Consider the following 18994-nt stretch of genomic DNA (forward strand, 5'->3'; position numbering starts at 1 on the left):
GGAGTTTAAAGGAACAGCCCCGGACCGGGTCGAGAACCTTCGGGGAATTTGACGCCCACTTTGAGGATCTTGTTCCCTTCCATCACGGCAACCGTCCACAAGGTGTTGTTCCATTCGATCTGGTCGCCGACGATCGGCGCGCCGCCAACCTTGTGCGCAATGAACTGGGCGAGCGGCATGTGCGCGTCCTGGCCATCGAGCTTGAGGCCGTACAGCGCGGCTACAGCCCCCAGTTCTGCGTCACCTTCGAGCACGAAGTCACCAAAGAAGCGCAAGTCGAGGCCGCGTTGTGGCGCCTGGCTGAACAGCTTGCCGAGGGCCGGCAGATTGTGTTCGTGGCCGATCACGCAGAGCAGATCGCCCACTTCCAGGGTGGTACTTCCCGACGGATGGAGCAGTTGCTGGCCGCGAAACAGGGCCGCGATACGGGTGCCTTCGGGCATTTTCAGCTCGCGCAGCGCGGCGCCGATGCACCATTTTTCCGCACCGAGGCGGTAAACGAACAGTTCCCACTCGCTGGTGATGTGTACTTCCAGGGCCGAACGGGAGATCGGCGCCGGGTCTGGCGGTACGGTCACCTTGAGCAAGCGCGCCACCCACGGCAGGCTGGTGCCTTGCACCAGTAGCGACACCAGCACGATGAAGAAGGCCAGGTTGAAGTACAGCTGGGCATTCGGCAGCCCGGCCATCAGCGGGAACACCGCGAGGATGATCGGCACCGCGCCACGCAGGCCAACCCAGGAAATAAAGGCTTTCTCGCGGCCATGGAAGGCCTTGAACGGCAGCAGGCCGACCATCACCGACAGCGGCCGGGCAATCAGGATCATCCACAGGGCCAGGGCCAGGGCCGGCACGGCGATGGGCAGCAGGTCGTGCGGAGTGACCAGCAGGCCGAGCACCAGGAACATGCCGATCTGGGCCAGCCAGGCCATGCCGTCGAGCATGTGCAGGATGCCGTGGCGACTGCGGATCGGCCGGTTGCCGAGCACCAGGCCGCACAGGTATACGGCGAGGAAGCCGCTGCCATGCAGGGCGTTGGTCAGGGCGAAGATCACCAGGCCGCCGGCCACCACCAGGATCGGGTACAGGCCGCCGGCCAGGTTGATCCGGTTGACCAGTTGCAGCATCAGCCAGCCGCCGCCCAGGCCGATCAGCCCGCCAATGCCGAATTCGCGCAGCAGGTGGGTGAGCAGGCTCCAGTGCAGCCCGGTTTCGCCGCTGGCGAGCATGCCGATCAGGGTGACGGTGAGGAACACCGCCATCGGGTCGTTGCTGCCGGATTCGATTTCAAGGCTGGCCGAGACCCGTTCGTTGAGGCCCTTGCCGCCCAGCAGCGAGAACACTGCGGCGGCGTCGGTGGAGCCGACGATGGCGCCGATCAGCAGGCCCTGGATCAGGTTCAGGTTGAACAGCCAGGCGGCCATCATGCCGGTCAGGCCGGTGGTGATCAGTACCCCGACCGTGGCCAGCGAAAGAGCCGGCCAGAGCGCTACGCGAAAGCTCGCTACCCGGGTGCGCAAGCCGCCGTCGAGGAGGATCACGGCCAGGGCGAGGTTGCCGACCAGGTAGGCGGTGGGGTAGTTGTCGAAGATGATGCCGCCGCCATCGACCCCGGCGATCATGCCGACCGCGAGGATGATCACCAGGATCGGGATGCCCAGGCGTGACGACAGTGAACTGACCAGAATACTTGCCCCTACCAGCAATGCGCCGATCAAGAAAACGCTATTGATGGTGGACGCATCCAAAGGCAGTACTCCGGGGAAAACAAAAGGGGAACAAACCGCTAACAGGCAATTTACTAGCAGGTCGCATGCCAGGGGATTCTAACCTGAGCGCTTGGCGGGCTGTAAAGCGTTGATCACGCAGAGGGCTGTGCGGGTGGGGTGTTGCGGGGGCGGGAGGGATTTTGCGGGGAAGGTGGGGGCCCCATCGCCGGCAAGGCCGGCTCCCACAGTAGGTCTTGTGCAGCTCGAGACCCTGTAAACCCTGTGGGAGCCGGCCTTGCCGGCGATGGAGTCAGCAGGGTTTAAGCCTGCTTGACCTCACGCATGGCCTTGCCTTTTACCGGCGCGCCATTGGCGACGTAGTACTTGGCAGTGCTGCGTGCCAGCGGCTGGCGGCCACGGATCTTGTCGGCGATTTTCTCGGCGATCATGATCGTCGGGGCGTTCAGGTTGCCCGTGGTGATGATCGGCATGATCGAGGCATCGACCACACGCAGGCCCTGCATGCCATGCACGCGACCCTGGCCATCAACCACAGCCATCTCGTCGGTGCCCATCTTGCACGAGCAGGACGGGTGGAACGCGGTCTCGGCGTGTTCACGGATGAACGTGTCCAGCTCTTCGTCGGTCTGCACCGCAGCGCCCGGGCTGATCTCGCGACCACGGTAGGCGTCCAGTGCAGGCTGGGCCATGATTTCACGGGTCAGGCGGATGCCGTCGCGGAATTCCTGCCAGTCCTGCTCGGTGGCCATGTAGTTGAACAGGATGCTCGGGTGCTGGCGCGGGTCTTTCGACTTGGCCTGGATACGGCCACGGCTAGGCGAACGCATCGAACCCATGTGTGCCTGGAAGCCGTGTTCCTGAACACCGTTGCTGCCGTTGTAATTGATCGCGACCGGCAGGAAGTGGTACTGGATGTTCGGCCATTCGAACTCAGCACGGGTACGGATGAAACCACCCGCTTCGAACTGGTTGCTGGCGCCGATGCCGGTGCCGTTGAACAGCCACTCGGCACCAATTGCCGGCTGGTTGTACCAAAGCAGCGACGGGTACAGCGAAACCGGCTGGGTGCACGCGTATTGCAGGTACAGCTCAAGGTGGTCCTGCAGGTTCTCGCCCACGCCTGGCAGGTCGTGAACCACTGGGATATCCAGGCTTTTCAGCAGTTCGGCCGGGCCGACGCCGGAGCGCTGCAGCAGTTGCGGCGAGGCGATGGCGCCGCTGCACACGATGACTTCCTTGCGGGCACGGGCTTCAACGCGCTCTTCGCTGGCGCCGACCAGGTAGGTCACGCCAATGGCACGCTTGCCTTCGAACACGACGCGGTCGGTCAGGGCATGGGTGACGATGGTCAGGGTCGAACGCTTCTTGGCGGTGTCCAGGTAGCCGCGTGCGGTACTGGCACGACGGCCTTTAGGCGTCACGGTACGGTCCATCGGGCCGAAACCTTCCTGCTGGAAGCCGTTCAGGTCTTCGGTGCGCGGGTAACCTGCCTGCACGCCGGCCTCGACCATGGCGTGGAACAGCGGGTTGTTGCCGGCTTTGGGCGTGGTCACGCTGACCGGGCCATCGCCACCGTGCCAGTCGTTCGGGCCGATGTCGCGGGTTTCCGCCTTGCGGAAGTACGGCAGGCAGTCCAGGTAGCTCCAGTCTTCCAGGCCTGGCAGGTTCGCCCAGCCGTCGTAGTCCATGGCGTTGCCGCGGATGTAGCACATGCCGTTGATCAGCGAGGAACCACCCAGACCCTTGCCGCGACCGCATTCCATGCGACGGCCGTCCATGTGCGGCTCGGCATCGGTCTCGTAGGCCCAGTTGTAGCGGCGGCCTTGCAGAGGGAAGGCCAGCGCGGCTGGCATCTGGGTGCGGAAGTCGGCGCGGTAGTCCGGGCCGCCAGCTTCCAGCAGCAGGACGGTAACGCCTTGGTCTTCGGTCAGGCGGGTCGCCAGGGTGTTACCGGCAGAACCGGCACCGACGATGATGTAATCGAATTCATGGGACATGCTAAGTACCCTCAGTGGCAGTGAGCAGGGGAACGGGAAGCGCCTGCCCTTGTGGGGCAGGCGCGGCTACAGGGGTGCTTAGAACACCGAGTTGTAGCTGCCCAGCTCGACTTGTACCGACTTGATGCGGGTGTACTGGGCCAGCGAGCTCACGCCGTTTTCACGGCCGACACCCGATTGCTTGTAGCCGCCAACCGGCATTTCGGCTGGCGATTCGCCCCAGGCGTTGATCCAGCAGATACCGGCTTCCAGCTGGTGGATGATGCGGTGGGCGCGGCTGATGTCGTTGGTGCACACGCCAGCGGCCAGGCCGAAGTCGGTGTCGTTGGCACGACGGATGACTTCTTCTTCGGTCTCGTAGGCCAGGATGCTCATCACTGGGCCGAAGATCTCTTCCTTGACGATGGTCATGTCGTCGCGGCAGTCGGTGAACACGGTCGGTGCAACGTAGGCGCCCTTGGCGAAGTCGCCAGCGCTCAGGCGCTCGCCGCCACACAGTACGCGGGCACCTTCTTCTTTACCCTTGGCGATGTAGCCCAGGACGTTTTCCAGGTGAGCGAAGCTGACCAGTGGGCCGAAGTTGGTGTTCTCGTCTTGCGGGTCGCCAACGCGGATGCGCGCAACGCGCTCGGCGATCTTGGCTTCGAAGGCGGCTTTCATCGAGGACGGGATGAACACGCGGGTGCCGTTGGTGCAGACCTGGCCCGAGCTGTAGAAGTTGGCCATCATGGCGATGTCGGCGGCGCGATCGAGGTCGGCGTCTTCGCAGATGATCAGCGGGGACTTGCCGCCCAGCTCCATGGTGACTTCCTTGAGCGAGGAGCTCGAAGCGCTGGCCATGACTTTCTTGCCGGTGTCGGTGCCGCCGGTGAAGGAGACTTTCTCGATGCGCGGGTGCTCGGTCAGCCAGGTGCCGACTTCACGGCCGCTGCCGGTCAGAACGTTGAACACGCCGTCCGGCAGGCCGGCTTCGGTGTAGATCTCGGCCAGTTTCAGGGTGGTCAGCGAGGTGACTTCACTTGGCTTGAAGATCATCGCGTTGCCAGCTGCCAGGGCAGGGGCGGATTTCCACAGGGCGATCTGGATCGGGTAGTTCCAGGCGCCGATACCGACGGTCACGCCCAGCGGCTCGCGGCGGGTGTAGACGAACGAGCTGTCACGCAGCGGGATCTGCTCGCCTTCGATGGCTGGCACCAGGCCTGCGTAGTATTCCAGCACGTCTGCACCGGTAACGATGTCGACGTAGCGGGTTTCGGAGTAGGACTTGCCGGTGTCCAGGGTTTCCAGGGCGGCCAGCTCATCGTTGCGCTCGCGCAGGATGTCGACGGCGCGGCGCAGGATGCGCGAACGCTGCATGGCGGTCATTGCGGCCCAGATTTTCTGGCCACGTTCGGCGCTTTCTACGGCGCGCTCGACGTCGGCTTGGGTAGCGCGTTGCACCTGGGCGAGGACTTCGCCGTTGGCCGGGTTGATGGCGTCAAAGGTAGCGTCGCTGGAAGCGTCGACATAACCACCATCAATGTAGAGTTTTTGCAGTTCGAAACGGGCCATAGTGTCCTCGCAAGTGCATTTGTGTGTTGGCTATCCGCGCGTCGCTCCTGCCTGTTTGGCAATCGCCGGGCGCGGTGGTTCAGAGGCCTGGTGTTGTTTGTCCGGGCTCGTCTGTTTAGCCAGTTGTAGATCCATGTATTCGAAAGCGATTTGCTGCGCCTGGTCGGTGTCGAACGCGTCTCCGGACAACGCACCGCGCAGCCACAGACCGTCGATCAACGCTGCCAGTCCACGGGCCGCACTGCGTGCCTCGGGCAACGGCAGTACACGGCGGAACTGACAGCACAGGTTGGAATACAAGCGGTGATCGTTGATCCGCTGCAACCTGTGCAAAGACGGCTGGTGCATGCTGGTGGCCCAGAATGCCAACCAGGTTTTCATCGCCGGGCCGTTGACCTGGCTGGCGTCGAAGTTGCCTTCGATGATCACCTTCAGGTGGGCTCGCGGGCTGTCGTCGTTGAGCGCCTGTCGGCGGGCGACGACGTTGTCGATCAGCGCATTCATCAGGTACCGCATGGTCGCTGCGATCAGGCCGTTCTTGTCCTGAAAGTAGTGACTGATGATGCCGTTCGACACGCCGGCCAAACGGGCGATCAGCGCAATGCTGGCGTCACCCATCCCGACCTGGTCGATGGCCACCAGTGTGGCTTCGATCAACTGCTGGCGGCGAATGGGTTGCATACCGACCTTGGGCATCTTGCAAATCTCCTCAGGCCTGCGGGCAGTCGACAAGCGGCTGCCTCGGCGAAGGCCAGTCTATTTTGTTTTGATTGAACGTTCAATCAACAAAGAATAAGCTCTGCGACAATCTGTGCCATTGACAGCTTTTTGAGCCGTTCAGTACGCACGAATTGGCACCCCAGAAAAGCCCGCAGCCCCCGTAATACAGGCGTTGACGGTTTTTATCGAAGCGTTGAACAGATCTGCCGAACGGTGTCGTACCGTGCGGTGAACCCTCGGGAAGGGGATTCGGCCTGTTTTTTTTCAACGCAATCGATTCGGGAACACGGTTTTTTCAAGGTGCTTTTATAACACCTGACGCAGTGGGGCTATTGCACCAATTGCGCAGGTTCAGGTCGTTTTCAGTTTTTCTCCGCACTGCCTGGAGCATCTGTGCAATGAGTTCTGCCTCCCTGATAAAGACCCCTGCCGAGAGGGTCCGGGTCAACAGCGTCGTGTTCTACACCTCCGCGCTGCTGATCCTGTTGTTGACTGCCTTGCTGATCGCGGTCCCGGAAACCGCAGGTCGGGTGCTCGGCGAGGCGCAAGCCTGGCTGTCGCGCAGCTTTGGCTGGTATTACATGCTGGTGATTGGCAGCTACCTGCTGTTCGTCATCGTTCTGGCGTTTTCGAACTTCGGCAAGCTCAAGCTGGGCGGCAAGGACGACACGCCGGACTTCAGCTACGGCGCCTGGGCCGGCATGTTGTTCTCCTCCGGTATCGGTATCTCGCTGCTGTATTTCGGCGCGTCCGAGCCGCTGGACCACTACTTCAACCCGCCAGAAGGCGCACCTGCCACCCTGCAATCGGCGCGTGAAGGCCTGCAACTGACCTTCCTGCACTGGGGCCTGCATGGCTGGGCGATCTATGCGCTGGTCGGTCTGGCCGTGGCGTACTTCGCCTACCGTCACAACCAGCCGCTGGCCTTGCGTTCGGCGCTGTACCCGCTGGTGGGCGAGCGTTGGGTAAAAGGCGCTGCCGGTCACACCGTCGATATCTTCGGCATGTTCGTGACCCTGCTGGGCCTGGTGACCAACCTGGGTATCGGTGCAATGCAAGTGTCGTCGGGGCTTGAGTACCTGTTCGGCATGGAGCACAGCAACACCAACCTGTTGATCGTGATCCTGGTGATGAGCACCGTGGCGACCATTGCTGCGGTGTCGGGTGTGGAGAATGGCATCCGCCGCCTGTCCAACCTGAACATCATCCTGTTCAGCGGCCTGCTGCTGTTCGTGCTGCTCAATGGCCCGACTCTGCACCTGCTCAACAGCTTCGTGCAGAACATCGGTGACTACCTGAACGGTGCGATCCTCAAGACCTTCGACCTGTACGTCTATGAAGGCGACGCCGAGAAGTCGGAGCGCTGGTTGGGCCTGTGGACCGTGTTCTACTGGGCCTGGTGGATTTCCTGGGCCCCATTCGTCGGCATGTTCATTGCCCGTATCTCGCGCGGTCGTACCGTGCGCGAGCTGGTTGCCGGCGTACTGCTGATCCCGTTGGGCTTCACCCTGGCGTGGCTGTCGATCTTCGGCAACACCGCCTTGGACCTGGTGATGAACCATGGTGCGGTGGAGCTGGGACGAACAGCGCTGGAACAACCGTCGATGTCGATCTACCAGCTGCTGGAGCATTACCCAGCGTCGAAGATCGTGGTGGGCGTGGCAATCTTCGTCGGCTTCGTGCTGTTCCTGACCCCGGCGGACTCCGGTGCCGTGATGATGGCCAACCTTTCCTGCAAAGGCGGCGACGTTGACGAGGACGCGCCCAACTGGCTGCGTATCCTCTGGTCGGCAATCATCACCCTGGTGACCATCGGCCTGCTGTTTGCCGGCAACTTCGCGGCGATGCAGACCATGGTGGTGCTGGCGGGCCTGCCGTTCTCGGTGGTGCTGGTGCTGTTCATGTTCGGCCTGTACAAGGCCATGAAGCAGGACAGCCAGGTCGAGCAGGAGCAAGCCGAACTGGCTGCCCGTGGTCGTCGTGGCTTCAGAGAGCGTCTGTCGCAGCTGGACCTGCAGCCTACCCAGGCGATGGTTCAGCGGTTCATGGACAAGCAGGTCAGCCCGGCGTTGAAAGACGCGGCGGCGCAGCTGCAGAACATGGGCTTGCAGGTGCAGACCCGGGTGGGTCAGTCGCGTTCGGCGATGGGCCTGCGCATCGAGATGGAAGAGGGCAATCCTTTCGTCTACGAAGTCAGCCTGGACGGTTACATGGCCGCACCGAGCGAAGCGCCGGTGGAAGGTGAAAGCGATGTGCGTCAGCGCTTCTACCGTGCCGAGGTGTACCTGCACAACGGTAGCCAGGAGTATGACCTGATGGGCTTCAGCGTCGATCAGATCACCCGTGATGTGCTCGACCAGTTCGAAAGCCATCGCCAGCTGCTGGGCCGTGTGTACAGCTGATCGTTGATCGGTGAATAGGAGAGGGCTCTGCCGGTGACGGTGGGGCCTTTTTCGTTTCCGGGGTAACTGTCTTGCACTGATTGTTGAGGGAGCAACTGTCTTGCACTGATCTTGGTGGGAGCTGGCCTTGCCAGCGATCGACCGCAGCGCGGTCGCCGACTGTTCAGGCCTCATCGCCGGCAAGGCCGGCTCCCACGGGGCGTGGGGTGATTCACCAAGGGGGAGAGGAAAACAGGCGGGAATGATACAACCCGCAATCGCGGTCCATCGCGATTGCACAAGGCTAGCGAACCTAACCGAGGTTCTTGCCCAACAACGCGTGATACAGCTCGCTGTCACCGAGAATGCCCACCACCTGGTTGCCTTCCTGCAACACCAGCTTGTTGCCGGTCTGGTAGCGGATCTGCAGGGCATCGCGCATGCCGATGCTCGCACTGACCAACGTCGGCTTGCGCCCCAGGCCTTCCACTGCGTCACCCGGCGCCCAGTTCTGCAAGTCCATGCCGTTGGCGCCCTGGCGTGCACCCTTGATGGTATTGCCCTCCGCCAGGTCCAGCCACGAATCGCCACCCGGGTCGAGACACACCGAGCCGTTGATCCGTTTGCACTTGTCCAGCGTGCGCATCAGGCTGCGCCCGCACAGCACGTTCAACGGGTTGGTATGGGCGACGAAGGTGCGCACATAGTCGTCCGCCGGGTTCAGCACGATCTCCTCGGGCCGGCTGTACTGGATGATCTTGCCGTCCTTCATGATCGCGATCCGGCTGCCCAGCTTCAGCGCTTCATCGAGGTCATGGCTGACGAACACGATGGTCTTGTTGAGCTTGCGTTGCAGCTCCAGCAGCTCGTCCTGCAAGCCCTGGCGAATCAGCGGGTCGAGCGCGGAGAACGGCTCGTCCATCAGCAGGATGTCGGCATCCATCGCCAGCGCCCGGGCCAGGCCGACCCGCTGCTGCATGCCGCCCGACAGCTCGTCGGGCTTCTTGTTGCGCCACTGGGTCAGGCCCACCAGCTCAAGCTTTTCATCCACCAGCTTGCGCCGTTCCTTTTCCGGGCGGCCCTGCATCTCCAGGCCAAAGCTGATGTTCTCGCGCACGGTCAGCCAGGGCATCAGGGCGAACTTCTGGAACACCATGGCGATGCGCTTGGTGCGCATCATCTTCAATTCGACCGGGGTGCAGTGGGCGATGTCGATGTTCGAGCCTTCGTGCTCGACGAACAACTTGCCACGGCTGACGGTATTGAGGCCGTTGATGCAGCGCAGCAGGCTCGACTTGCCCGAGCCGGACAGGCCCATGAGCACGCAGATCTCGCCTTTGTTGATATCCAGGTTGGCCTTTTCGACGCCGACCACCAACCCGGTTTGCTTGAGGATCTGCTCCCGCGAAAGGCCCTGGTCGAGCAGGCTTAAGGCCTCACGCGGTCGCGTGGAGAAGATTACGTCGACATCTTCGAAGCGAATAATGCTCATGCTTCACCTCTTACCGGTAATTCAGGTTGTTTGCAGATGCGGTCGAGCATGATTGCCAGCAACACAATTGCCAGGCCGGCTTCAAAGCCCAGGGCGATATCGGCGGTGTTCAGTGCGTTGACCACCGGCTTGCCGAGGCCGTCGGCCCCCACCAGCGCGGCAATCACCACCATCGACAACGACAGCATGATGCATTGGGTCACGCCGGCGGCAATGCTCGGCATGGCATGGGGTAGTTCAATGCGCGACAACAGCTGACGCTTCGAGCAGCCAAAGGCCTTGCCGGCGTCGAGCAGTTCCTGGGGCACGTCGCAAATGCCCAGGTAGGTCAGGCGGATCGGTGCGGCGATGGCGAACACCACCGTCGAGATCAGCCCCGGGACCACGCCCAGGCCGAACAGGGTCAGGGTCGGGATCAGGTAGACGAAAGTGGGTACGGTCTGCATCAGGTCGAGCACCGGGCGCATCACCGTGTAGAACATCGGCTTGTGCGCCGCGAGGATGCCCAGTGGCACGCCGATGGCCACGCACACCAGGGTGGCGAACAGCACCTGGGCCAGGGTTTCCATGGTTTCCTGCCAGTACCCCAGGTTGAGGATCAGCAGGAACGACAAGACGCAAAACAGCGTCAGGGCCCATTTGCGCTGGATCAAGTGAGCGATCACCGCAATCAGGCCAATCAGGACGAAGGGGTTGAACCAGGTCAGTGCCCCGGTCACGCCGTGGATCATGAATTCCAGCGCTTCGGCGAACGCATCGAAGTAGTTGGCGCCATGTTGGGTCAACCATTCGACAAAGCCCGCGATGTACTGGCCCAAGGGTATTTTGTTATCGATCAGCATGATAGCGAGCATCCACCGGCAAAGGGTTTAAGACAGCCAGCGGCGGGCGAACCCGCCGCCGCGTGTTGCTTACTTCAGCAGGTTGGCTTTGGCCGCCTCCAGGCCAGGTTTGCCGTCTACGGTCGTCACGCCCGCCAGCCAGGTCTCGAGCACCTGCGGGTTCTGCTTGAGCCAGGCCTTGGCGGCGGCATCGGGTTTGACCTTGTCGTCGAGCACCTTGCCCATCAGCGTGCTCTCCATGTCCAGGGTGAAGGACAGGTTCTTCAGCAACTGGCCCACGTTGGCGCATTCCTGGGTGTAGCCCTTGCGGGTGTTGGTGAGCACCGTGGCCTTGCCGTAATCGGGGCCGAAGAAGTCGTCGCCGCCTTCCAGGTACTTCATCTTGAAGCGAGTGTTCATCGGGTGCGGTTCCCAGCCCAGGAACACCACGTCGGTGCCACGGCGGGCAGCGCGATCAACCTGCGAGAGCATCCCCGCTTCACTGGATTCGACCACCTTGAAGCCGGCGTCTTTAAGGCCGAAGGCGTTCTTGTCGATCATGCTCTGGATGGTGCGGTTGCCGTCGTTGCCCGGTTCGATGCCGTAGATCTTGCCGTCCAGCTCCTTCTTGAACTTGGCGATGTCGGCGAAGCTTTTCAGGCCCTTGTCATACAGGGCCTGGGGCACGGCGAGGGTGTACTTGGCGTTCTCCAGGTTGGCCCGCACGGTTTCCACGGTGCCAGCATCGCGGTACTGCTTGATGTCGTTCTCCATGGTCGGCATCCAGTTGCCGAGGAACACGTCCATGTTCTTGCCGTCGGCCAGCGACTTGTAGGTCACGGGTACCGAGATCATGGTGGTGCGGGTCTTGTAACCGAGGGATTCGAGCACCGCACTGGTCACCGCAGTGGTGACGGTGATGTCGGTCCAGCCGACGTCGGAGAAGTTGACGGTGCGACACTGCTCGGGCTCGGCGGCCTGGGCGAGCACCGGCAGACTCATCAGCGCGGCCAGCAACAGCGAGGGTGAAGCTTTCATGGATGGACTCCTTGGTGTTTTTTCGGATGTCCCACGGGACCGCCGTGCTTTATGGAATGCAATCGGTCGGGCCAGGCTGCCGGGCGACAGCGGGACGGGTGCCGTGCAATCGAGTCGATACCGATCATCTAACAGCACCCTGCAAACGCCTACAGGTCGCGTCGTATCCAGTACAGACAGGGTCGCATCCAGTGCCGATGAGGTCGTTTACAGAGTTATCGCCCTCGAATCTGGCTGTTTTGCGGGGTCTGCACCGCTGAAAAACGGCGCAAAAACCCCGTCGGCATGGGGCGGCGTTGCTGGACAAGAGCGCGTCGGTTGCAGACGTAGTGCGTGCTGCCAAAAGCCTGATGATGCGAGAAATCGGCGGATTGCCGCCCATTGAGCGTAGCAGTTCCACCGCCGCCGAAACGGCGCTGGAGCTCAGTCCCCCCAGGAGGTGCATGGCATGGCCATCAGTGTGTTCGACCTGTTCAAGATCGGTGTCGGGCCCTCCAGCTCCCATACCGTCGGGCCCATGCGCGCCGCTGCTTTGTTTGTGCAGGGCCTGCGCGAACGCGAGGAAATGGCGCAGGTGCGGCGGGTCGAGGTGCGCCTGTATGGCTCGCTGTCGGCGACCGGTATCGGCCATGGCAGCGACAACGCGGTGATCATGGGCTTGATGGGCGAATGGCCGGACGCAATCGATCCCGCACACATCGGCCCGCGCATCAGTGCGCTGCGCGACAGCGACACGCTGCTGCTCGACGGTCGCCTGGCGGTGGAGTTCATCTGGCAGCGCGACATGCTGCTGCTTGAGGAGAACCTGCCCTATCACCCCAACGCCATGACCCTGATTGCCGAAGGCGAGCAGGGTGAGCTGCACCGCGACACCTATTACTCGGTGGGCGGCGGCTTTGTGGTGGATGCCGCGCAGGCCGCCAGCGGGGTGCTGGATGCCGACAACACGGTATTGCCGTACGACTTCAACAGCGCCGCAGAACTACTGGAGCTGTGCAAGCAAAACGACCTGCGCGTGTCGCAACTGATGCTGGCAAACGAGAAGGTCTGGCGCAGCGAGGCCGAGATCCGCGCGGGGCTGTTGAAGCTCTGGCAGGCCATGCAGGCGTGCGTGGAAAGCGGCCTCAAGCATGAAGGCATCCTGCCTGGCGGGCTTAATGTGCGGCGCCGCGCGGCCAGGCTGCACCGCAGCTTGCAGGAGCTGGGCAAGCCCAACGTGATCGGCTCGACCTTGAGCGCGATGGAGTGGGTCAACCTGTATGCCCTGGCGGTCAACGAAGAGAACGCGGCGGGTGGGCGGATGGTCACTGCACCCACCAATGGCGCGGCCGGAATCATCCCGGCGGTGTTGCACTACTACATGCGTTTCAGCGACGAAGTCAGTGAGGCGAATGTCGTCGACTTCTTCCTGGGCGCGGCAGCAGTGGGCATCCTGTGCAAGAAAAACGCCTCGATCTCGGGCGCCGAGGTCGGCTGCCAGGGCGAGGTCGGCTCGGCCTGCGCGATGGCCGCGGCGGGGTTGGCGGAAGTGCTCGGGGCAACCCCGGGGCAGTTGGAAAACGCCGCCGAGATCGGCTTGGAGCACAACCTCGGGTTGACCTGCGACCCGGTCGGCGGCCTGGTCCAGGTGCCGTGTATCGAGCGCAACGCGATTGCTGCGGTGAAGGCGATCAACGCCGCGCAAATGGCCCTGCGCGGTGATGGCGAACACTTCATTTCCCTCGACCGGGTAATCCGCACCATGCGCGATACCGGCGCCGACATGCACGACAAATACAAGGAAACCTCGCGCGGCGGCCTGGCCGTCAGCGCCATCGAATGTTGAACCCGTTGCGCCGTTTTCGCCCAGCCTGCCCACCGCGCGCCACCTTTTGGCGCGCACTGTAAACAACCTGCGTTTACCCGGTATTCGGCGGTGGTCACCCTGGCGGTGACACATCGCCGATGTCGTTTCTGAGCATCCTTCCCACAAGTGCTACCGAATTGCTCACTGTTCCTACAGACGCGCTTTGGGCCGGTGCTTTGCGTTTATTACCGGCACATTCCGTAGGGGCTATTTAGACCGCTCGCGAGGTCGCTTTCAGGTTTTGTTGAATGCTCATTCAATTTCAGGCATGGCATTTGCGTTGTGATAGGCAAAGCCCCTGCATTCGAATCGGGGCCATGACAAGAAAAGCCCGTGCCTGAGGCGCAACCTGCATTGTGTGAGGAGAGACCGCGATGACGCCGTACAACTCCGGGACCCAACCCCAAGCCCGCACACCCCAATCCATCGGCTTCCTGCTGCTGGACAGCTTCACCCTGATCTCCCTGGCCTCGGCCGTCGAGCCGCTGCGCATGGCCAACCAGTTGTCCGGCCGTGAGCTGTACCGCTGGCACACCTTGAGCGTGGACGGTGGCCAGGTGTGGGCCAGTGATGGTTTGCAGATCACCCCCGATGCGGCAATGCACCAGGCGCCGGTGATGGACACGGTGATTGTCTGCGGCGGCATTGGCATTCAGCGCACCGTGACCCGCGAGCATGTGACCTGGTTGCAGAGCCAGGCACGCCAGTCGCGGCGCTTGGGCGCGGTGTGTACCGGCAGTTGGGCGCTGGCGTGTGCCGGTTTGCTCGACGGCTTTGATTGCAGCGTGCACTGGGAGTGCCTGGCGTCGATGCAGGAGGCGTTCCCGCGGGTGAGCATGAGCACGCGGCTGTTTACCCTGGACCGCAACCGCTTCACCAGTTCCGGCGGCACGGCGCCGCTGGACATGATGCTGCACCTGATCAGCCGCGATCATGGCCGTGAATTGTCGGCAGCGATTTCCGAGATGTTCGTCTACGAGCGCATTCGCAACGAGCAGGACCACCAGCGCGTACCGCTCAAGCACATGCTTGGTACCAACCAGCCGAAGCTGCAGGAAATCGTCGCGTTGATGGAGGCCAATCTGGAAGAACCGATCGATTTGGATGAGTTGGCGGTGTATGTGGCGGTGTCGCGTCGGCAGCTGGAGCGCTTGTTCCAGAAGTACCTGCATTGTTCGCCGTCGCGGTATTACCTGAAGCTGCGGCTGATCCGTGCGCGGCAGTTGCTCAAGCAGACGCCGATGTCGATCATCGAGGTGGCATCGGTGTGCGGGTTTGTTTCCACGCCGCACTTCTCCAAGTGCTACCGCGAGTACTTCGGCATTCCGCCGCGTGATGAGCGGGTGGGCTCGAACACCGCGCAGCAGATGGCGATGATGCCGATCCCGCAGGCGCTGGTGTTGTCGCCGTTGGCTGGGCCGATGTCGGCGTTGAGCCAGGCGCGCAATGAGTCGACGTTTGCCAGTGTGCGGTTGTAGCTGAAGGCCCGTTGGGCCTTTTTCGCCGGCAAGGCCGGCTCCCACAGGGTCCGGGTTACTGCCGAACCCTGTGGGAGCCGGCCTTGCCGGCGATTGCGGTCACCCGCGCACTGAATTGAACTGCGCCAACGCCGGCAGCAACTGCCGATCAATCGCCTGGCGCACCGCCGGCAGGATGGTCGCGGAGCCGCTGTACATCTGCTCCACCATGCCCCGCAACGCTCTAGCCCGTGGCTCGCTCAAGCCGCGCACTGCGCATTCACAGGCCTGCTCGGCACTGGCACCGGCGGGCATCTCGAACCCCAGGGCGCGCAGTTGGCCCAGCAGGTCGTCCTGATCAATCAAATCCGCATGCATCATGGCTGTTGTCCTTTTGGCAGGAGAGCGCGTGGGTCGATTCTGGAAGGGGCTGGCGGGGAGGGCAAGGGCGGATTGTCGCAATGGCAGGGTTGGCTAAGTGTGGGTCGTTTTTGGAGTGGTCCGGGCTGAGATATGGGTGGTGGACTCATCGCGGGCTAGTCCCGCGATGAGGCACTCATTTTGGCAACCCGATCACCCGGCCAACAAATTCAGCCGCTGGCAAATCCTGCTGCTGCGACACAATCCCCAGCAAGCGCTGCACCACCGCATCCGCAAACGGCGCCGATTTCGGCCCCGCCAGGTCCACATGCAGCAGCATCTGCTCACTCGCCGCCAACACCTCGGCAAACCCTTCGCGGTGCAGGCTGTGATACAGGTGCAGGCGCTTGCGGTCATGGCCGATCACCTGGGTTTGCACCCACACCGGCGTGCCCAGCTTCACCTCATGCAGGTAGTTCAGATGGCACTCCAGGGTAAACAGCGAGTTGCCGCTGGCGCTGCGGTTGTCGCTGTCCAGACCGATGCGGTCCATGAACGCATCGGTGGCATAGCTGAAAATCAGCAGGTAGAAGGCATCGCGCAGATGCCCGTTGTAATCGACCCAGTCGGCCAGCACCGGGGTCTGGTAAGTGATCAACGCAGGCATCGCACACTCCATTCAGTCGCTGAAAGCCATGCCGTGCTTGGCCTTGGTCGCTTTCACCGCGTCCAGCACCGCCAGCAGGCAATCATCACGATAGCGCTCCAGCGCCGCAATGCTGTGGTTGCCCAGTTGTTCAGTGGTGCCATCCACCACCGCATCGACCAGGCCCTCGGTGAGCGCGGGCGCTGGCAGGTAGGTCCAGGGCAGCTGCAAGGCCGGCCCGAACTGGTTCATGAAATGCCGCATGCCGGCATCCCCCCCAGCCAGGGTATAGGTCAGGAAGGTGCCCATGAACGACCAGCGCAAGCCGGCGCCAAAGCGGATCGCATCATCGATCTCGCCAGTGGTTGCCACGCCATCGTTGACCAGGTGCAGCGCCTCACGCCACAACGCTTCGAGCAGGCGGTCGGCAATGAAACCGGGCACCTCCTTGCGCACATGCAGCGGGCGCATGCCCAGTGATTCATACACCTTGATCGCCGCTTGCACCGCCTGTGGCGAGGTCTGCCTGCCACCCACCACTTCCACCAGCGGCAGCAGGTACACCGGGTTGAACGGATGCCCGACCACGCAACGCTCCGGGTGGCTGGCCGACTCGTAGAACTCGCTGGGCAGCAGCCCCGAGGTGCTCGAACCAATCAAGGCATCGGGCTTGGCTGCCGCACTGATCTTGCGGTGCAGTTCAAGTTTCAGGTCGAGCCGTTCCGGCGCGCTTTCCTGGATGAAATCGGCGTCGCGCACGCATTCCTCAATGGTCGCAACGAAGCGCAGGCGGTCTTGCGCCGCGCCGGCTGCCAGGCCTTTTTGCTGCAGCGCCGGCCAGGCATTGGCGACGCGCTGGCGCAGCGCTGCCTCGGCGCCGGGCGCCGGGTCCCAGGCCACCACGTCCAGGCCATGGGCCAGGGCGCGGGCTACCCAGCCGCTGCCGATCACGCCGCTGCCCAGGGCAGCAAAGGTCTTGATCTCGGTGATAAAACTCATCGTATTCTCCAATGCTCAGCGGCGGCTCAGGTTCATTTTCGCGCGACCTTCGGCAGGGCTCAGCACCCGTGCGCCCAGGCGGCTGAGGATCTCGCAGGCACGCTCGACCAGTTGGCCGTTGCTTGCCAGCACGCCCTTGTCCAGCCACAGGTTGTCTTCCAGGCCCACCCGCACATTGCCGCCGAGCAGCACCGCCTGGGCGGCCATCGGCATCTGCATGCGGCCAATGCCGAAGCCGGCCCAGGTCACGTCGGCTGGCAGGTTGTCGACCATGGCTTTCATGGTCGCGGTGTCGGCCGGTGCGCCCCACGGGATGCCCAGGCACAGCTGGAACAGCGGGTCGTCGAGCAGGCCTTCCTTGATCATCTGCTTGGCGAACCACAGGTGGCCGGTGTCGAAGATCTCCAGCTCGGCCTTCACCCCCAGTTCGGTTATGCGCTTGGCCCCGGCGCGCAGTTGGCTCGGGGTGGATACGTAGATGCTGTTGCCATCGCCAAAGTTGAGCGTGCCGCAGTCCAGGGTGCAGATTTCCGGCAGCAGCGCTTCAACGTGGGCCAGACGCTCCAACGGGCCGATCAGGTCGGTGCCGGCGCCGAACTCCATGGGCATTTCGCCGGGGCCGATTTCCAGGTCGCCGCCCATCCCGGCGGTGAGGTTGACGATGATGTCGACGTCCGCCTCGCGGATACGCTCCATCACCTCGCGGTACAGCGCGACATCGCGGCTGAAGCGGCCGGTTTGCGGGTCGCGGACATGGCAGTGGACCACGGTGGCGCCGGCCTTGGCCGCCTCCACCGCCGCCGCCGCGATCTGTTTCGGGGTAACCGGCACCAGGTGGCTCTTGCTGGCGGTGTCGCCCGCGCCCGTCAGGGCACAGGTGATGATGACGTCGTGGTTCATGGGTGGTTTCCTTCAGGCGTCGTCATGCACTTCGCGGCCACGGCAAGCCACGAAGTGCGGGGGCATTGAGGTCAGTTGGCGGTCAGTTGCAGGTTGTCGGCGGCCGGCTTGCCATCGAAGGTGGTCACGCCCTCCAGCCAGCGCTTCTGGTCTTCGGGGTGATCCTTGAGCCATTGCCGTGCCGATTGCAGTGCGTCCTTGTGATCGAGCAGCGGCTGCATCATGCGGCTCTCGTCCTCGGCGGTGAATTTCAGGTTGGTCAGCAGCTTGTTCACGTTCGGGCAGCGTTCGGCGTAGTCCGGCGCGGTCACGGTCCACACCGTGGCGCGGCCTTCATCCGGGCCCAGGGCGTTTTCACTGCCACTGAGGTAGGCCATGTCGACGTTGACGTTCATCGGGTGCGGCGCCCAGCCGAAGAACACCACGGCTTCCTTGCGCCGCACGGCGCGGTCGACGGCGGCGAGCATGCCGGCCTCGCTGGACTCCACCAGCTGGAACTTGCCCAGGCCGAACTGGTTCTTGGCGATCATCGCCTTGATCTGCGTATTGGCACCCGAGCCTGGCTCGATGCCGTAGATCTTGCCGCCCAGTTCCTTCTCGAATTTGGCGATGTCGGCGAAGGTTTTCAGGCCCTTGTCCGCCAGGTATTTCGGCACTGCCAGGGTCGCCCGGGCATCTTCCAGGCTGGGCTGGTCGAGTACCTTGACCTGCTTGCCGTCGACGAACGGGGTGATGGTCTGGGTCATGATCGGGTTCCAGTAGCCGAGGAACATGTCCAGGCGCTGGTCGCGGATGCCGGCGAAGATGATCTGTTGCGAGGCACTGGTCTGCTTGGTCTTGTAGCCCAGGCCGTCGAGCAGCACCTGGGTCATGGCGCTGGTGGCCATCACGTCGGTCCAGTTGACCACGCCCAGGCGCACGTTCTGGCAGGCGGCGGGCTCCGCGGCCATGACCACGTTGGTGCTGAGGATTGCGGTAGCGACGAGCGTCAGCAGGCTACGGCTGATCAATCTGTTCATGGTGGCTCCTCCAACGGCAGTTCTAGTTGTTATGGGG

15 protein-coding genes are annotated in these 18994 nt (G+C 62.9%); 3 read left to right on the forward strand and 12 right to left on the reverse strand.

What is annotated here, in order from left to right; all coding sequences use genetic code 11:
• Positions 1-5: 5 nt before the first annotated feature.
• The 4 genes from M5G11_RS10575 to betI form a co-directional block, all read right to left on the reverse strand.
• Positions 6-1748, reverse strand: a complete 1743-nt coding sequence (locus M5G11_RS10575) for a potassium/proton antiporter (protein ID WP_273910001.1) — start codon at positions 1746-1748, stop codon at positions 6-8.
• Between the two features lie 281 nt (positions 1749-2029).
• Complete coding sequence (gene betA / locus M5G11_RS10580) at positions 2030-3727, reverse strand: choline dehydrogenase (protein WP_273910002.1); 1698 nt, start codon at positions 3725-3727, stop codon at positions 2030-2032.
• Between the two features lie 78 nt (positions 3728-3805).
• Positions 3806-5278: a betaine-aldehyde dehydrogenase gene (gene betB / locus M5G11_RS10585; RefSeq protein ID WP_273910003.1), complete on the reverse strand. Its 1473-nt coding sequence runs from the start codon at positions 5276-5278 to the stop codon at positions 3806-3808.
• Positions 5279-5308: 30 nt separating this feature from the next.
• Positions 5309-5974: a transcriptional regulator BetI gene (betI, locus tag M5G11_RS10590; protein ID WP_273910004.1), complete on the reverse strand. Its 666-nt coding sequence runs from the start codon at positions 5972-5974 to the stop codon at positions 5309-5311.
• A 422-nt stretch (positions 5975-6396) separates the two neighbouring features.
• On the opposite strand from betI, the gene betT reads away from it, so the two are divergent.
• Complete coding sequence (gene betT, locus M5G11_RS10595) at positions 6397-8400, forward strand: choline BCCT transporter BetT (RefSeq protein ID WP_273910005.1); 2004 nt, start codon at positions 6397-6399, stop codon at positions 8398-8400.
• Between the two features lie 292 nt (positions 8401-8692).
• On the opposite strand, the gene choV is transcribed toward betT, so the two are convergent.
• The 3 genes from choV to M5G11_RS10610 all read right to left on the reverse strand — a co-directional run bounded on the left by choV (position 8693) and on the right by M5G11_RS10610 (position 11730).
• Positions 8693-9871: a choline ABC transporter ATP-binding protein gene (gene choV, locus M5G11_RS10600; protein WP_273910006.1), complete on the reverse strand. Its 1179-nt coding sequence runs from the start codon at positions 9869-9871 to the stop codon at positions 8693-8695.
• Positions 9868-10716, reverse strand: a complete 849-nt coding sequence (gene choW, locus M5G11_RS10605; RefSeq protein ID WP_273910055.1) for a choline ABC transporter permease subunit — start codon at positions 10714-10716, stop codon at positions 9868-9870. The genes choV and choW overlap by 4 nt, the downstream gene beginning before the upstream one ends.
• 66 nt (positions 10717-10782) lie before the next feature.
• Positions 10783-11730 (reverse strand): choline ABC transporter substrate-binding protein, encoded by a 948-nt coding sequence (locus M5G11_RS10610; RefSeq protein WP_273910007.1) that lies wholly within the window; start codon positions 11728-11730, stop codon positions 10783-10785.
• A gap of 448 nt (positions 11731-12178) precedes the next feature.
• Between M5G11_RS10610 and M5G11_RS10615 the strand changes: the two genes are divergently transcribed.
• Together M5G11_RS10615 and gbdR are read left to right on the forward strand one after the other, a co-directional pair.
• Complete coding sequence (locus M5G11_RS10615; RefSeq protein ID WP_273910008.1) at positions 12179-13555, forward strand: L-serine ammonia-lyase; 1377 nt, start codon at positions 12179-12181, stop codon at positions 13553-13555.
• Positions 13556-13950: 395 nt separating this feature from the next.
• A complete protein-coding gene (gbdR, locus tag M5G11_RS10620) occupies positions 13951-15054 on the forward strand; it encodes a choline metabolism transcriptional regulator GbdR (RefSeq protein WP_273910009.1) in 1104 nt (367 codons plus the stop codon).
• A gap of 99 nt (positions 15055-15153) precedes the next feature.
• On the opposite strand, the gene M5G11_RS10625 is transcribed toward gbdR, so the two are convergent.
• From M5G11_RS10625 to choX, 5 genes are all read right to left on the reverse strand, one after another.
• Positions 15154-15414: a hypothetical protein gene (locus M5G11_RS10625; RefSeq protein WP_273910010.1), complete on the reverse strand. Its 261-nt coding sequence runs from the start codon at positions 15412-15414 to the stop codon at positions 15154-15156.
• A gap of 175 nt (positions 15415-15589) precedes the next feature.
• Positions 15590-16060, reverse strand: coding sequence for a thioesterase family protein (locus M5G11_RS10630; protein ID WP_273910011.1), 471 nt, complete (start codon positions 16058-16060; stop codon positions 15590-15592).
• 12 nt (positions 16061-16072) lie between these two features.
• Positions 16073-17038 carry an L-carnitine dehydrogenase gene (locus M5G11_RS10635; RefSeq protein ID WP_273910012.1) on the reverse strand — a complete coding sequence of 322 codons (966 nt, stop codon included), beginning with the start codon at positions 17036-17038 and terminating at the stop codon, positions 16073-16075.
• Between the two features lie 15 nt (positions 17039-17053).
• On the reverse strand, positions 17054-17938 hold the full coding sequence (cdhC, locus tag M5G11_RS10640) for a 3-dehydrocarnitine:acetyl-CoA trimethylamine transferase CdhC (RefSeq protein ID WP_273910013.1): 885 nt from the start codon (positions 17936-17938) through the stop codon (positions 17054-17056).
• Between the two features lie 71 nt (positions 17939-18009).
• Positions 18010-18957: a choline ABC transporter substrate-binding protein gene (choX, locus tag M5G11_RS10645; protein WP_273910014.1), complete on the reverse strand. Its 948-nt coding sequence runs from the start codon at positions 18955-18957 to the stop codon at positions 18010-18012.
• Positions 18958-18994: the final 37 nt, after the last annotated feature.

This window comes from Pseudomonas fontis, assembly GCF_028656955.1.
Taxonomy (GTDB): domain Bacteria; phylum Pseudomonadota; class Gammaproteobacteria; order Pseudomonadales; family Pseudomonadaceae; genus Aquipseudomonas; species Aquipseudomonas fontis.